The organism is Corynebacterium sp. HMSC073D01 (assembly GCF_001815555.1).
Classification (GTDB): domain Bacteria; phylum Actinomycetota; class Actinomycetes; order Mycobacteriales; family Mycobacteriaceae; genus Corynebacterium; species Corynebacterium glucuronolyticum.
The window spans coordinates 71,256-86,784 of record NZ_KV821059.1 but is presented as its reverse complement, the minus strand read 5'-3'; the positions used below and the strand labels follow the sequence as shown (position 1 = coordinate 86,784).

14 protein-coding genes are annotated in these 15,529 nt (G+C 60.5%); 12 read left to right on the top strand and 2 right to left on the bottom strand.

The features are described from left to right. Positions 1 to 2: 2 nt before the first annotated feature. The 6 genes from dnaA (at position 3) to HMPREF3044_RS08565 (ending at position 8,232) form a co-directional block, all read left to right on the top strand. Entirely contained in the window at positions 3 to 1,514 is a 1,512-nt protein-coding gene (dnaA, locus tag HMPREF3044_RS08590; RefSeq protein ID WP_201840336.1) for a chromosomal replication initiator protein DnaA, read from the top strand. 609 nt (positions 1,515 to 2,123) lie between these two features. After that, positions 2,124 to 3,299 (top strand): DNA polymerase III subunit beta, encoded by a 1,176-nt coding sequence (gene dnaN, locus HMPREF3044_RS08585; RefSeq protein ID WP_005391569.1) that lies wholly within the window; start codon positions 2,124 to 2,126, stop codon positions 3,297 to 3,299. A gap of 3 nt (positions 3,300 to 3,302) precedes the next feature. Further along, positions 3,303 to 4,427 (top strand): DNA replication/repair protein RecF, encoded by a 1,125-nt coding sequence (gene recF / locus HMPREF3044_RS08580; RefSeq protein WP_070740898.1) that lies wholly within the window; start codon positions 3,303 to 3,305, stop codon positions 4,425 to 4,427. A 49-nt stretch (positions 4,428 to 4,476) separates the two neighbouring features. Further along, complete coding sequence (locus HMPREF3044_RS08575) at positions 4,477 to 4,926, top strand: DciA family protein (protein WP_371326121.1); 450 nt, start codon at positions 4,477 to 4,479, stop codon at positions 4,924 to 4,926. Positions 4,927 to 5,063: 137 nt separating this feature from the next. Beyond that, positions 5,064 to 7,118 (top strand): DNA topoisomerase (ATP-hydrolyzing) subunit B, encoded by a 2,055-nt coding sequence (gene gyrB / locus HMPREF3044_RS08570; protein ID WP_070740976.1) that lies wholly within the window; start codon positions 5,064 to 5,066, stop codon positions 7,116 to 7,118. 190 nt (positions 7,119 to 7,308) lie between these two features. Continuing rightward, the gene (locus HMPREF3044_RS08565; protein WP_070740895.1) at positions 7,309 to 8,232 is read left to right on the top strand and encodes a hypothetical protein; all 924 of its coding nucleotides are present in this window, start codon (positions 7,309 to 7,311) and stop codon (positions 8,230 to 8,232) included. A gap of 15 nt (positions 8,233 to 8,247) precedes the next feature. On the opposite strand, the gene HMPREF3044_RS08560 is transcribed toward HMPREF3044_RS08565, so the two are convergent. Further along, complete coding sequence (locus HMPREF3044_RS08560; RefSeq protein WP_070740892.1) at positions 8,248 to 8,712, bottom strand: hypothetical protein; 465 nt, start codon at positions 8,710 to 8,712, stop codon at positions 8,248 to 8,250. 197 nt (positions 8,713 to 8,909) lie between these two features. Here HMPREF3044_RS08560 and HMPREF3044_RS13640 point away from each other — a divergent pair, with 197 nt between their 5' ends. The 6 genes from HMPREF3044_RS13640 (at position 8,910) to HMPREF3044_RS08530 (ending at position 14,161) form a co-directional block, all read left to right on the top strand. Next, a complete protein-coding gene (locus HMPREF3044_RS13640; RefSeq protein ID WP_070740889.1) occupies positions 8,910 to 9,143 on the top strand; it encodes a restriction endonuclease in 234 nt (77 codons plus the stop codon). Beyond that, positions 9,116 to 9,712 carry an amidohydrolase family protein gene (locus tag HMPREF3044_RS08550; RefSeq protein ID WP_083318145.1) on the top strand — a complete coding sequence of 199 codons (597 nt, stop codon included), beginning with the start codon at positions 9,116 to 9,118 and terminating at the stop codon, positions 9,710 to 9,712. The genes HMPREF3044_RS13640 and HMPREF3044_RS08550 overlap by 28 nt, the downstream gene beginning before the upstream one ends. A 439-nt stretch (positions 9,713 to 10,151) precedes the next feature. Beyond that, positions 10,152 to 11,096 carry an ABC transporter substrate-binding protein gene (locus tag HMPREF3044_RS08545; protein WP_005393136.1) on the top strand — a complete coding sequence of 315 codons (945 nt, stop codon included), beginning with the start codon at positions 10,152 to 10,154 and terminating at the stop codon, positions 11,094 to 11,096. Between the two features lie 68 nt (positions 11,097 to 11,164). Beyond that, complete coding sequence (locus tag HMPREF3044_RS08540) at positions 11,165 to 12,292, top strand: FecCD family ABC transporter permease (protein WP_005393134.1); 1,128 nt, start codon at positions 11,165 to 11,167, stop codon at positions 12,290 to 12,292. Beyond that, positions 12,289 to 13,374 (top strand): FecCD family ABC transporter permease, encoded by a 1,086-nt coding sequence (locus HMPREF3044_RS08535; RefSeq protein ID WP_070740887.1) that lies wholly within the window; start codon positions 12,289 to 12,291, stop codon positions 13,372 to 13,374. Before HMPREF3044_RS08540 ends, HMPREF3044_RS08535 begins: the two co-directional genes overlap by 4 nt. After that, a complete protein-coding gene (locus HMPREF3044_RS08530) occupies positions 13,367 to 14,161 on the top strand; it encodes an ABC transporter ATP-binding protein (protein ID WP_070740883.1) in 795 nt (264 codons plus the stop codon). The genes HMPREF3044_RS08535 and HMPREF3044_RS08530 overlap by 8 nt, the downstream gene beginning before the upstream one ends. 153 nt (positions 14,162 to 14,314) lie before the next feature. Here HMPREF3044_RS08530 and HMPREF3044_RS08525 read toward each other — a convergent pair whose 3' ends face one another. Continuing rightward, entirely contained in the window at positions 14,315 to 15,130 is an 816-nt protein-coding gene (locus tag HMPREF3044_RS08525) for a siderophore-interacting protein (protein WP_070740880.1), read from the bottom strand. Positions 15,131 to 15,529: the final 399 nt, after the last annotated feature.

Below are 15,529 nucleotides of genomic sequence, written 5' to 3'. Positions count from 1 at the left end.
CTGTGACAGACCTTTCCTCCTCCCCGGAACAACTCTGGCGGGACGTCCTCACCACCCTGACCACCCGCGAAAAGGAACCCGATTTCCCGTTCGCGCCGATTTCCCAATCCAACCGCAGCTACCTGCGCCTCACGCGCCCGCTCGCCGTCGTCCAGGGCCACCTCCTCCTCTCCACCCCGCATAAGCTGGCCAAACGCGCGCTCGAAGGCGAAACGGGCCAGGCGGTCGCACTCGTCTGGGAGGAGGTCACCGGCACCCCGATCAACCTCGCTATCAGTGTCGATCCTTCGCTTGTCGACGACTCCCTCCCCCCGACCTCTACTCCCGAGACCGCTCCGTCGGTCACCCCTCCACGCGTCCGCGTCACTCGTCCCCGCCCCCCAGAGCCGGCACCCGAGCCCACTCCCGTGCCTGCGGTTCTCCCGAATTACACCCCATCCACCCAGCCAAAACAGGCGCCCTCGGCCAATTCCACGCTGAACCCGAAGCACACCTTCGAGTCCTTCGTCATCGGCAAGTCCAACCAGTTTTCGCAGGCCGCAGCCTTCGCCGTGGCGGAGTCCCCGGCCGAGGCCTACAACCCGCTGTATATCTGGGGCGGTTCAGGGCTGGGCAAAACCCACCTCCTGCACGCGACGGGCAATTACGCGCTGCAGCTCCATCCGGGGATCCGCGTCATGTACGTCTCCAGTGAGGAATTCACCAATGACTACATCAACTCGGTCCGCGATGATAAGCAGGAATCCTTCAAGCACCGCTACCGCAACCTGGACATCCTCATGGTTGACGATATCCAGTTCTTGGAGGGCAAGGAGGGCACCCAGGAGGAGTTCTTCCACACCTTTAACGCCCTCCACCAGGCCAATAAGCAGATCATCCTGTCCTCCGACCGGCCGCCGCAAAACCTCGTGACCTTGGAGGATCGCCTCCGCACCCGCTTCCAGGCCGGCCTCATCACGGATATTCAGCCGCCGGATCTGGAAACGCGCATCGCCATCCTGGAAAAGAAGGCCATCGCCGAGCACGTCCAGGTGGATCGCGATTCCCTGACGGAGATCGCCACCCCCTTCCCGGGCTCGATCCGGTCTCTCGAGGGGGCGCTTATCCGCGTCACCGCCTTCGCCTCCCTCACCCACCGGCAGATCACCCCTGACCTGGTGCGCGAGGCCCTGTCGGATCTCATCGGCACGGAGCAGAACGTGGAGATCACGCCGACGGACATCATCGCCGAGACGGCCCGCTTCTTCAACCTCCCTGTCAGTCAGTTGCGCGGGAAGACGAAGACGCGCCCCGTCTCGCACGCCCGCCAGCTCGCCATGTACCTGTGCCGCGAGTTCACCTCCCTGTCCCTGCCCAAGATCGGCGCCGAGTTCGGCAAGGATCACACGACGGTCATGTACGCCGAGCGCAAGATCGGCAAGGAGATGTCCAAGGACCGCGACACCTATGACCAGGTGCAACAGCTCGCCCAGAACATCAAGCAGGCGGCCTCCCGCCCCGCCCAGCAGCAATAATTACACCCGCCCCCGCGCCCCCGCGCCCCGGAATAACACGATCCGGGGCGCGGGGGCTCTTTTTCTTCCACAGTCACCCCCTGTGCACAACCACCCAAAAATGACGGAGTTTTCCACAGTTTTCCCCAGCGCACGCCCGGAAAAAAAGTTATCCACAAGTTTATTCACATTTGTGAAATTACGGCTTTGTAATTTGGTGATACTCATCACATAACCCACAAAACCCCAGTTCACAGTATTCACAATCTCCTGGTTTTGGCTGTGGATAACTCGGAGCCGGCCTGTGCATAAATTGTGGATAACTCGGAACCCCAAAAGTTATCCACAGATCGACCGACGTTATCCACAGGCATTCCACAACCGCACTCACATTTCCGACACGCGACGCGACCGGCCAGAATTTGTAATTATCCCCAATTTCCACAACGCCTACTGCTTTTACCAAACGGGTTACTTAGAATTACAAGAAGAAACAGGGGACGTGAACAACTTTTCCTCCGCGGGTCCGCTGCGGGGTAGGTTTGGACATGTCACCTTTTGTCATCCTCATCCGGACGCGAAAAGACCGATTAGCCCGATAGTGAAAACTTGTTAAAATAAAGGAGAAAGATGGAATCGCACGCTGTCGCCTTCCGTGTAGCCCAGGACGATTTCGCAGACGCCGTGAGCTGGGTCGCCCACAACCTGCCTACCCGCCCCGTGCAGCCGGTGCTCCGCGGTCTTGTCATTACGGCTACCGATGATGGCCTGGAGCTGGCGGGCTTCGATTACGAGGTGTCCACCAAGGTTCGCCTCAACGCCCAGGTCTTACAAAACGGCAGGCTCGCCGTCGCCGGCAAGCTGATTAGCGATATCACCTCCTCGCTGGCGGCGGGCACGGTCGAGGTCGAGACGGATGAGACGCATTCCAAGGTGCTGTTGTCCTGCGGGAAGGCAAAGTTTGAGCTGCCGATCATCCCGCTCGATGAGTACCCCTCCCTGCCGGCGATGCCAGAGACGGCCGGTCGCGTGGATCCGCACCAGTTCACGGAGGCCGTCAGCCAGGTCGCCACGGCCGCGGGCAAGGACGATGCGCTTCCCATGCTTACAGGTATTCACGTCGATATCGAGGGCTCGGACCTCATCATGGCCGCCACGGACCGGTTCCGCCTGGCGGTGCGCCACCTGGAGTGGGAGCCGTCCCGTGAGCTGGAGAAATCCAGCCTTTTGATCCCCGCGCGCACCCTCCTGGATACGGCAAAATCCATGGATAATGGCCTGAATAAGCCGTTGGAGGTTGCCTTGGGTAACGGTCTCATCGGCATGGTCACCGAGAATCGTCAGACCACCACTCGGCTTCTCGACGCTGAATTCCCCAACTACAACCCCCTCCTGCCCAAGACCCATAATTACATCGCTACCTGCGACGTCGACGAACTTCTCAAGGCCCTGCGCCGCGTCTCCCTCGTCGCCGACAAGTCCGGCCAGATCCGCATGACCTTCTCCGCGGGCCAGGTCTCTCTCACCGCCGCGAACTCCGAAAGCGGCGCCGCCGAGGAGGTCCTCCCCGCCGCCTTCCAGGGTGTCGAGGATTCCCTCGTCATCGCTTTCAACCCCGCCTACCTGCGCGATGGCCTGAATGTCATGCGTTCAAAACGCGTCATGTTCGGCTTTACGGATTCCAACCGTTCGGCCATCCTCACCCCGGAGCCGGAGGAGCTTCCGGAGGCCGCCGCGGACGGTTCCTTCGCCTCACCGCACAGCGCGGTAACCTACCTGCTCATGCCGGTCCGCCTGCCCGGTTAAGCGATGTTTGTTCGCCACCTGACCCTGAAGGATTTCCGCAGCTGGCCGGAGCTCGACCTGGAGCTCGGGCCGGGGGTGACGGTGTTCACCGGCGCCAACGGGTTCGGCAAAACGAACATCGTCGAGTCGATCTACTACCTGGCTAATCTCTCCTCCCACCGCGTCAAACACGATGCCCCCTTGGTGCGCGCCGGCACGGATGCCGCCCAGCTCGCGGCCACCGTCGTCTCCGGCGGGCGGGAGCTCGTCGTCCGCATGACGGTGAAACCCCACGCCGCCAACCTCGCGCAGCTCAACCGCACTCGCCTGCGCCACCCGCGCGAGCTCCTCGGCGGCGTCCGCTGCGTCCTCTTCTCCCCGGAAGACCTCCACCTCGTCACCGGCGAACCCGAGGGGCGCCGCCGCCTCATCGATTCTGTCATTTCGCAGGAAACCCCGCGTTTTTCCGCCACCAAGGCGGAGTACGAGCGCGTCCTCAAGCAGCGCAACGCTCTCCTCAAGCAGGCGAAAGCTAATTTTTATCCGTCTATGCACGGCATGCTCGATGTCTGGGACAGCCAGCTCGCCTCGCTCGGCGCCGAACTCGTCACCGCCCGCTCCGCCCTCATCACCCGCCTGCACCCCCTCGTGGAAGCCGCCTACCTGGAGATTGCCCCGCATTCCCGTCCCCCGGCAATCTCCTATCTCACCCGTGACCAGGGGGAAACCACCGCGGACACGGAGGCGCTGCTGCTCACCTCGCTGGCGGAGATCCGCCCCCGCGAGATCGACGCGGGCCGCACCCTCATCGGCCCCCACAAGGATGACCTGGGGCTTTATCTCGGTGAAGCCCCCGCCAAGGGGTTTGCCTCCCACGGTGAGACGTGGTCTTTTGCCATCGCCCTGAAAATCGCCGTCTTCCGGCTGTTTTCCACTGGTGGCCACATCCCGATCCTGATCCTCGATGATGTTTTCGCCGAGCTTGATAACCCCCGTCGACAAGCGCTGACCTCGATGATCTGCAGTGCCGAGCAGGTCCTCATCACCACCGCCGTCCCCACCGATATCCCCACCGACCTCACCCACACGGACCACACCGTGCTCCTCAAAGATGGGGATTCCTTCCTGGACGTGAGCGACGATGAGTGAGGAGGATTCCCTCGACTTCTTCTACCAGTCCTTCGAGCGCATCCAGAAGATGGGCAAGGTGTACAAAAAGGTCGAGGCCCCGCCGGAGAAGAAACCGCGCCGCCGCATCCCCACGGGCAAGGATGGCCGCCGCCTCATCACACCCCGCAAGGTGGAGAACCTCCATTCCATCCTCGGCCGCGAGATCCGCAAGCAGGGCTGGCAAAAGCCGCTGGCCTCGGGCTGGATCATGGGCCAGTGGGCGGAGATTGTCGGCGCGGATATCGCCAATCACACAAAAATAGAGATGGTGAAGGATACAACACTCTTCATCACGTGTGATTCCACAGCGTGGGCCACAAATTTACGCCTCATGCAGCGCCGCATCCTGCAGACCATCGCCGATATGATCGGTCCTAACATCATCACGCAGCTAAAGATTTTCGGGCCAAAACCACCGAGCTGGCGCAAGGGTCGCCTTCACGTCAAGGGTCGCGGTCCGAGAGATACGTATGGCTAAATTTGTGTTTGACACGCCCTCTCGCCGGTTTGAGCTAGTTTCATGTGGTCCCCCACGGAAGTGTAGAATGACAAGAGTTATACGTCTAAAATTAGCGAGGAAGTTTCGAATCTATCGTGGCTGAATCACAACAAAACTTGAGCCCAGAACATCACGATTACGACGCAACGTCGATTACCGTGCTCGAGGGCTTGGAAGCTGTCCGCAAGCGCCCCGGCATGTACATCGGTTCCACCGGTAGACGTGGCCTGCACCACCTGGTGTGGGAGGTTGTCGATAACTCTATCGACGAGGCCCTGGCCGGCTTCGCTGACAAGGTGGATGTCGTTCTCCATGAGGATGGCAGCGTCGAGGTGACGGATAACGGTCGTGGCATCCCCGTGGAGATGCATCAGACCGGCCGCCCGACGGTCGAGGTCGTTATGACGCAGCTGCACGCCGGCGGCAAGTTTAACAATGATTCCTACAAGGTCTCCGGCGGCCTGCACGGCGTGGGTATTTCCGTGGTGAACGCCCTGTCCACCCGCGTCGAGGCGGATATTAAGCGCGACGGTTACCACTGGTATCAGCGTTTTAATAACCAGGTTCCGGATGATCTGGAAAAGGGCGGCAAGGCCCGCGGCACCGGCACCCGCATCCGCTTCTGGCCGGATGCGGAAATCTTTGAGACGGTCGAGTTCAACTACAAGACGATCTCCGACCGCCTGCAGCAGATGGCCTTCCTCAACAAGGGCGTCTACATCAAGCTGACGGATAAGCGTAAGCACATCATTGCCGAGGAAGAAAAGCCCTCCCTCGAAGCCGATGAGTCGCTGCTCGAGGCAGACAGCCTCTCCCTCGACGAGGTTGACGAAAAGCTTGCGGAGAAGCCGCAAGCTGAGGAACCGGAGATACCATCCGAGCGCTCCGTTGTCTTCCACTACCCGGATGGCCTCATCGATTACGTCAAGTTCCTGAACAAGAAGAAGACGGCTCTCCACCCCACCATCGTCGGTTTCCAGGATTCCGAGGATGACCTGGCCCTGGAGGTCGCCCTGCAGTGGAACACCTCCTACAAGGAGAACGTCTTCACCTTCGCCAACACCATCGCCACGGTCGAGGGCGGCACGCACGAGGAAGGCTTCCGCGCCGCGCTGACCACGATCATGAACAAGTACGCGCGCGACCACAAGCTGCTGAAAGACAAGGATCCGAAGCTTACCGGCGACGACTGCCGCGAGGGGCTATCCGCCGTCGTCTCCGTCAAGGTCGGCGATCCGCAGTTCGAGGGCCAGACCAAGACCAAGCTGGGTAACACCAACGTCAAGTCTTTCGTGCAGCGCGTGGTCAATACCCACCTCACGCACTGGTTCGAGGCGAACCCCGCCGAGGCCAAGATCATCGTGCAAAAGGCCAGCTCTTCGGCCCAGGCCCGCCTCGCCGCCCGGAAGGCCCGCGAGCTCGTGCGCCGCAAGTCCCCCACAGACATGGGAGGCCTGCCCGGCAAGCTTGCCGATTGCCGCTCCAAGGACCCGGAGAAATCCGAGCTCTACATCGTGGAGGGCGACTCCGCAGGCGGTTCCGCCAAGGCCGGCCGTGACTCCATGTTCCAGGCGATCCTCCCGCTGCGTGGCAAGATCCTCAACGTCGAGAAGGCCCGCCTTGATCGCGCCTTCAAGAACGCGGAGATCCAGGCGATCATCACTGCTCTCGGCACGGGTGTCCACGACGAGTTTGATATTTCCAAGCTCCGTTACCACAAGATCGTCCTCATGGCCGATGCCGATGTTGACGGCCAGCACATTGCAACGCTGCTGCTCACCCTCCTTTTCCGCTTCATGCCCGCGCTTATCGAGGAAGGCCACGTCTACCTCGCTAACCCGCCGTTGTACAAGCTCAAGTGGCAGAAAGGCGACCCCGGCTTCGCCTACTCCGACCAGGAGCGCGACGATCTCCTTGCGGAAGGCCTCGAGGCCGGCCGCAAGATCAACACCGATGACGGCATCCAGCGCTACAAGGGCCTGGGCGAGATGAACGCCTCCGAGCTCTGGGAAACCACCCTCGACCCGGATTTCCGCACCCTCCGCCGCGTCGACCTTGAAGACGCCGAGCGTGCCGACGAGCTCTTCTCCATCCTCATGGGTGACGACGTCGTCGCCCGCCGCACCTTCATCACCCGCAACGCGAAGGACGTCCGCTTCCTGGACGTCTAAACCCGAGCGGCGACGACGCCCCGGCAGCCACCATGCTGCCGGGGGCTTTTTCGCGCCCACCTGACAAAAGGTAGACATCTATCCGAGGGGCGCACCCATCGACCCAGTCCGTCACGTTTGCTACGCGCCAAACGTCTACCTTTTTCTCTACCGGTGGCGAAGACCCCCGCCCCATGTGAAAATGTGAGCCATGAATGTGGGGGAACATCTTCTTTTCACTCGGGGTCTTAACTCTTTTCAGCGCAATGCGGTGTCTGCGCACATGCAGCTCGCCCGCGGCGTCTACGTAGTTCAGGGGGAATACCAAAAACTCAGCCGCGAGGATAAGTACCTCCTCCGCTGCGCCGCCCTGGGCATTGAGGGACGACCACTAATCGGTGCGTCAGCGGCGGCCCTGTGGGGCATGCCCGCGATCATCCACAAGCGCGAGCAGGTGCACATCATCGGCACCGGAAGACCCCGCGCAGGCGTGTGCCAGACCCGCCTTAAAAGGAACGATCTGCGCACCACCACCGTCTGCTGTTTTGAAATTTCGCTTACCTCCCCAGCCCTGACGGTCATCGATATCGCCCGCTGGGAGGGTCTTGCCCAAGCCGTCCGCTGCGGCGACTTCGCCGTCGCCACCAACCTCACCACAGAAGACGAGCTCCTCTACGCTCTCGCGCAAAGAGCCAGAACCGCCGGCATCGATACCGCCCGCACCGCCGTCCACCTCATCAACGCTTTCTCGGAAAGCCCCCGCGAATCCGATGTCAAGGTCGCCCTTTTCCAGGCCGGCTTCCCCGCCCCCTTCCAGCAAGCCAGCATCTTGGATACCGACGGCGCCTTCATCGGCCGCGTCGATTTCTTCTACCCCGATAGATCCATCGCCCTCGAGTACGACGGCTCCGGCAAAACCCACGGCGAGTTCGATGAACCCATTGCGGATTCCGTAAACGCCGAGCTCACCCGCCACCGTCAACTCGAAAGCGAGGCACTAACGCCGATTCGCATCGATAATGCTTCCTGGAAGTCCAAGCTTTTTCTCCGCCAGCTTGACCGCCTCTGGCCACTACGCGGCCGGTTCCCCTCCGATCAGTGGTTTGCCCCGGGGCTCGCTTGGGACAGCGAATGACGAGCCCCCACATCACTACTCCTTAGAGGATCCCCGCCATTTGGAGCTATCCCACTCCGTCTCGGAGTTATCCCCGGTCGCCGGCGTTTTGATGTCGGTGACGCAGTTTTGGTAGTACCCGGGTGCGCTGGCCAGCGCACCGATCACAAAGCTGAAGATGGAAAACGCGGCGATCGTCCCGTTGGTGACGAACTTCTCCACTTGCTGCTTGTCCACCTGTGGCAGCGCCTGCCCAATAATGTCCCGCACGTTCTGCGAGGTGGGCAGCCCGTATTGGGCACGGATGTTCTCGGGGATGGCGGCGTAGATGCTGATGATGCCCACAACGGGTGCAGACCACACGAGCGGGTTCGTGTACGTGGTGCCGTTAGCTACGCACTGGTACCCCTTCTGCGTTTCCTCGGCACCAGCCACGCTGGTCACCCCCGTCAACGCAATTGCCGACGCCACCGTCGCCGCCACCATCCGCTTCGTCTTCATCTTTGTCCTACCTCTCCCTAGTTTTCGGCTAACTGTTATATCTATCCTACGTCCTGGTAGGCGCGTTACAGTGCCTGCGGCCACGGAAAAGGTAGAGCAAGGCGCAATTATCATCACCATGTTGACGTTTAAAGAAGCCCCTTGCCCAGCTCCGCGAGAATCGGCCCAGAGCCGAGTATGGCATTGGTTTTGAGTAGTTGATCAAGACGGATCCCCTGATAGGGTCAGACTTTCCATACGCGAAGCGCCCGGCCACCGGCATTGACCTGCTGGTTCGCCGCAGTAAGGATCAGTTTTGGACAGTTGTCCACTGCAAGTCCTACAAGGAGAAAATCTACATCCACAAGAGCTCGACTGATTCCCTCCCTGATGATTCAGGCCACAGTCTCCGGTACGGCATGAAATACGCGAACACGTCGACGCGGCGTTGAAGGAGTTGGAGTGGATCGAAAATTCCGGTCAGTTCTGTGGCATCGGCTTGCCCACGTTGCTGGCGCAGCAGCCCTTTCTGTCGGATTCCTCCCTCGACCCGGTCTGGAGCTTCCTCAATGAACGCGCCATGGTGGTCAATATGCACCCGACTGGCTGCGGTGTTAATTCGCCGTGGTTGCTCCGCCACAAGCTGGAGTGGGTCAACGGTGCGCCTGTCGAGGATGCGACGGCTACGTTGGAGCTCCTGAAGGCCGATATACCGCGCCGTTTCCCACACATCACGTTCCACGTCGCGCACCTGGGCGGCGATCTCCCCATGCTGGCGCAGCGCATCGAGGATAACTACGAGGACTGGGACGCCTTCCCGGCCTCGCCGAACGAGTCCCTGCGGAAGTTCTTTTTCGACGCCGCCAACTTCCACGAGCCGTGGTTGGCCCTGGCCGCGGAGACCTTCGGCGTCTCGCAGCTGATGGGTGGTTCCGATTTCCCGTATTTCCAGGAGGAGAAGTACGTCCGCGCCTTCGACTATGTGCGGACCTCCCGCTTCACCGACGAGGAGAAGAAGTAGATCTTGTGGTCCAACGCCGCGCGCCTGCTCAAGCTCCCCCTCTAGCTTCTCGACGCCCCCCTCTACCGCTTTCCCGGATGCTCACCGTGGGTTGATCCACCAGGTTTGAGCCAAGTTACCTGGGAACGTTGTCGTCGTGCGGTATAGGCGCGGAGGTGGGACAACCGCAAAAATACGTCGCACGACCGCGTGAAAGATGAGCAGCGCGTGGCATCCCAATCACGTGGAAGAAAACTTGACGTATGTCACGCACGGACGGAGAAGCGTAAGGTAAGGCTTGCCTATTGTATGAACGGCGGGTAATGTGTCAGCAGTCACGGAATAACGCTACATAAGTGTTACCAAAAATGGTGGGGTGTGCTACGCCGGGGCAGTTCAAGTCCACGTGACTCCGCAGGTCGGAAGCTCCACACCCGGCCACAACTAACCAAGGAGTACCATGCACTTCTTTTCCAAACATGCCAAGGCCATAACGGTGTTCCTTACTGTGGCGTCCCTTGCCCTGACGGGATGCGCTCGAGGCGATGGCGAGAACGATTCCACCGAGAGCAGCCCGGTTTCGCGCGTGGCGAGCCTTGGCTTGGGGGATGCCGATACCCTTTTGGCGCTCGGTATCACGCCCGTTGCGATTGCCCCATGGGGTGCCGAAGGTGACGGCTCAGAATCTGGCGTGGGTCCGTGGTCGGAGGGTCTGCTTGGGGATGCGAAACCGGAGAAAATCTTTAACACGGCCAGTGGCTTCACCGTCGACATCCTAGAAAAAGTCACCGCTACCAACCCCACCCAAATCATCGCGGTGAACCAAGCGGTGGACGCCCAGGCGAAGGCCTCCCTAGACAAGATCGCCAGCACCACAGTCAAACCCGAGGGCTATCAGGATTGGCAGATTCCGTGGGACAAGCAGGTTGAAACGATCTCCCAGGCCGTCGGCAAAGAGGAGGAGGGCGACAGGCTCATCAAGGAGACCGAGGAAAAGTTCGCCCAATTCAAGAAGGACCACCCAGAACTGCAGGGCAAGCGTGCGGCCATCGTGATGCCCTACGAGGGCAAGATTGGTCTGTACACCGACGGCGACGGCCGTGGCCAATTCATTAGGGATTTGGGCTTCACCAACCCGAAGGAGCTGCAGGGCGATGGCTCGTCGTTCTTCGTGGACTATGCTCCAGAAAACTACGCCAAGCTCAACAACGTGGACTACTTATTTGTACTGGATTACAACGGTGCCCTGAATGCACTCAAGAAGGATGCGACTTTCCAGAAACTGGATGTAGTTAAGGACGGCCGTGTGCGGTACTTAGAAACCGATGTGGGAAATGCGATGAGTATGCCTAACCCGGTAACCATTCCGTGGGTAATTGACAAGTTCGCAGAGCAACTGAAGTAGCTGACACCTGCCTGCGCGGCTCGTACTAGCGCCGACTTCAACACATCCCACAGAAACTCCATAACCTAATGTCATCTGATTTCCTCGCCACTCGTTTGCGCTCTCGCCGACCTAGCTGTACGGCTGGCACGGCTACCGGAACATCCGACCTTGCTGGCGGTACAAAACCACTTCGTACCTTCCCCGTCAGCTCCCGTGAAGACCGTACGAAGCGCACCATTGCCACCCTCATCGCGGCCAGCGTCGTCGTGGCAATCGCATCCCTCTTCGTAGGCTCGCGCTCCATTCCGGCCGCCGAGGTGCTCGAGGCTCTCCGCGGCGCCAGCAAGCAAGAGCTTGGCAGCATCATTTGGGACCTGCGCGTCCCTCGCACGCTTCTAGCCTTCGCAGTCGGGTCGTCCCTGGCCGTTGCTGGGGTACTCGCCCAGGCGTGGACGCGCAACCCGCTGGCCGATCCGGGCTTCATCGGCATCACCTCAGGGGCCTCGTTCGCCGTGGCCTTTGGATCTGTTGTCGGGGTGGTTACCAACGTGGGCAGTGCCGCATCGTGCGCGCTGGTCGGTGCCGCACTCGCAGCCGGACTGGTTATGTTCATTGCGCGCCGTGCCCCTGATCCCATAACGCTCCTCTTGGTGGGCGTGGGCGTGGATGCTACCTTGCGCTCCGGCACCGTCCTCATCGGCCTGTTCGACACCGACGTCCTCGATAGCATGCGCCACTGGGTCGTGGGCTCCACCTTCGGCCGTGGCTTCAGTGAAATAGTGCTGGCTTGGACGGGCCTGGTAGTCGGCTTTGTGCTTGCTTTGATTGCCGCCCGACCATTGGATCTATTGGCCTTTGGTGATGATGCCTCCCAAGCTCTCGGTGGCTCACCCCGCCTTGCGCGACTGCTCTCAGCGCTCGGGGTGGTCCTGCTCGCGGGCAGCGCGACGGCGGCGGCAGGCCCGGTCGTTTTCGTCGGCTTCGCCGCCCCGCACGTGATGCGCGTGGTGCTGGGTCCGCAGGTAACCCGGCTGATACTTCCGGCGGCGCTGACCGGGGGAATCATGGTGCTCGCTGCGGATATTGTGGGTCGGTTGGTACTGCGTCCGGGGGAGTTAGAGATGTCTATCGTTATCGCCATCCTGGGTGCGCCGCTGATGATTGCTGTGGTGCGCAGGCGTTCGAGTTGGCAGAAAGCGGGGAGCATGCAGTGACACACTCACCGCAGAACAATTCCCTGCAAACCATCACCGAGGATCTCACCCAGCAGCTCACCTGCCAGCGGCGCAACCGCATCGCACGCATCCTGGGCAGCACTGGGTTCTTCGCGGTCGTGGCTTTTGCCTGTTACCTCGTGCTCCTGGGACAAGGCACAGTGAAAATGTCCCCGGCGGAGGTACTCGACGTGCTCCGTGGTGGCGGTACCGCTCGCCAAATCGCCGTGGTGTGGGACCTGCGCTTGCCCGTGGCGCTAGCCACGATGATTGTCGGTGCGGCCTTAGGTACCGCCGGCGCATGGACGCAAACAATGGCCAGAAACCCCCTCGCCTCCCCAGACATCCTGGGTGTGACCTCCGGGGCGGCCGTGCTCGTGGTACTGGGCACTGTCACCGTCCGGCCCACGTGGCTGGAAGATTTGCCCATGTTCTGGTGGCGCGCCGGGCTAGCGATGGTCGGGGCCGTGGCGGTACTCGTCGTGCTCACCCTGCTGGGTGGCGTGGGTACCAGCGACAAGATTGTGCTCATCGGTTTCGCCCTGTCTCTCATGCTCCAAGCAGTCGTGAGCTACCTGCTGCTCAAAGCCGAAATCCTGCGGGCGGCCGAGACTCAGACTTGGCTAGCGGGCTCCACAGGGTTCGTACGTATGAATGCGTTGATTCCGTTGTTGGTCGGTCTGGCACCATTCATCGCCATCGGCTTGTGGTGCGCGAGGGATCTACCCGTCCTTGCGCACGATGACAGTTCGGCATCATCGCTAGGTGTGAATATAAAGGCACGGCGGGCAGCCCTGTTGATAGCGGCAACAGGCGTGGCGGCTGTGGTGGTCTCTGTGGTGGGGCCGATCGGTTTCATTGCGCTGATCGCGCCACACCTGGGAAGGATCGTGGCTAATACCGGAACGCCATCACCGATGGTGTCGGCGGCCGCCGGTGCGGCACTGCTGGGGGTGTGCGCGGTGATTGCGGGGTTCATACCAACGAGTGCTCCGGTTGGGGCGGTATCTTCCGTGATCGGTGGAATTGCACTGGTGGGATTGGTCATCAAGAAAATGAACAAGCGAGGCAACAATGGTTGAGAACGAGGCGATTCTGAACGCAACTGAGGTGTACGCCGGGTACTCCGAAGCCCGGGACGTACTCAAAGGGGTTAGCGTGCGCGCATACCCAGGACAGGTCACTACTCTGATTGGTCCAAACGGGTGCGGGAAGTCAACGCTGCTGAAGACGATGTCTAAATTGGTCACTCCGCGGGCCGGTGAAGTATACGTTCAGGGTGAGATCGTCCATGAGCTACACACCAAGGATGCGGCCCGGCGGATCGCGATGCTGCCGCAACACCCCATGGCGCCAGAGGGGATCTTGGTGGGGGAGCTGGTAGCCCGCGGTCGACATCCTCACCAAGGTTGGTTGCGTGGAGAATCGGCCCGTGACCGGGAGGTGATTGCCCATGCCTGCGAAACAACCGGGATTGTTGACTTGGTGGATCGCGAGGTTTCTTCGTTGTCCGGTGGGCAGCGCCAGCGCGTATGGTTGGCGATGACGTTGGCGCAAGATACTCCGGTGCTATTACTCGATGAGCCGACCACGTTTCTAGACCCAGCCCATGCAATGGAAATGCTGGAGCTGGCGCGCAATCAGGCGCAGAAGGGGAAGGCTGTAGTCATGGTGCTGCACGATTTGATGCTGGCCGGGATGTTCTCGGACACTCTAATCGTGATGAAGGACGGGCAGATCCTTGCCCAGGGGACTCCGGCTGAGGCTCTGATCCCGGACGTGCTGGCGGAAGCATATGGGCTGAGGGCGGAAGTCTGGGAGGATCCGCATGGTAAAAGCCCGGTGATAGTTCCGCGGGGAACCCTGTAGATCTGACAGACGCAGATGTGCGTTGGAGAAAAATTATTTCATCTTTCCTCCGTTCGAACGTCCGTTATCGCGAAAGGCATTGGCTGAACGGAGAACGAACACGCAGGCGCTCAGGTCCAGCCAGCCCGGCTAGGATTGGGAAAAGCCTGGACGCTAGGGGCGTGCCTTCCCGTGGAACCAAAATGGGCTCCATTCGATGACGTCGGGGGACAGCTGCAACTCATCGACCGCGAATTTGCGTACTGTTTTTGCCAGACTGCCTTCACCACACGCCCACAGAGACCTAGGCAGACTGCCGTGTTCGGGTGAGTAATGGTCGCGGAGGGAAGCCAGCGTAGCGTCCGACTCCAAAGTCTTAGAAGTAGTGACAACAGTGAGGCTGCGCACTTGGGGCGACCACTCGGTGGAGAAGTCAGGTTCGACCTCGTCAAGGTCGGTGATTACAGCAATGATGTCGGTGAGCGTCAGCGCTTCCGGGTTGGTTCTTTGCAGGTGGGCGAGGACGTGGCGGAGGGCGGGGATAGAGGAGGCGTCGGCAATCATGAGTTGCGGTGAGGGGGCCTGAACCCAGATTGCCCCACACGTATACATGCCGGCGGTATCGCCGGGGAGGGCGCGCCGAACCCAGCGAGAGCCGGGGCCGGAATCTCCGTGGGTGACCACGTCAGTCCACATGGTGCTCGTGGCCGGATCTAACCCTCGGATGGTGTACCAGCGCAGTTCGGGGCGGGTTTCTTCCGGGAGGTTAGCCACCGTTGCGCGGATGTTACTGTCGCCAAGGTCAAAGGGATGGAACTGTTCGCCCTGTCGCGGCATGAGTAAGCCGAAGAATTCATCGGGGCCGTCCAACGGGTAGTCAGCGAAGTCGGAAGCTGTGAAGGTTACGCGGTGGAGACGCGGGGCGAGCTGCTCGTTGGATACGACCGTGACGGGAATGATCCGGTGAGGGTTGGAGGGCTTCGGTGGCATAGTTGTTGTGGTTACTTTCAAGGGGTCAGGGTTGGAGATGGGTCTATGTCGTGGCTAAGCGCCACACTACGACTATGAAGTTTACGTTCTTACCCCGGAAGAGACTTAGTGATTCATAAAAATTCCAATGCGAGAGTAATGGCCTGTTTCCTTTTATCCAGAAATGATCGGTTGGGTCGAGAGGCCCCAGAACCTATTGCTGCATGGTCGGAGCAGGTCGAGCAATTGAGAAATAGAGCGGTTCACGAAGTCTACGAACCTACCCGGGAAGAAATGAACGCATGTGTGGAAGCAGTCGATCACCTTGTCACCTTCCTTGGTGATCAGGTGGTTGGGACTCATCAAGAACCTCGAGTTCACTGCACTGGCACTCTCGGGACAGCAGGGTTTTGAAAGAGG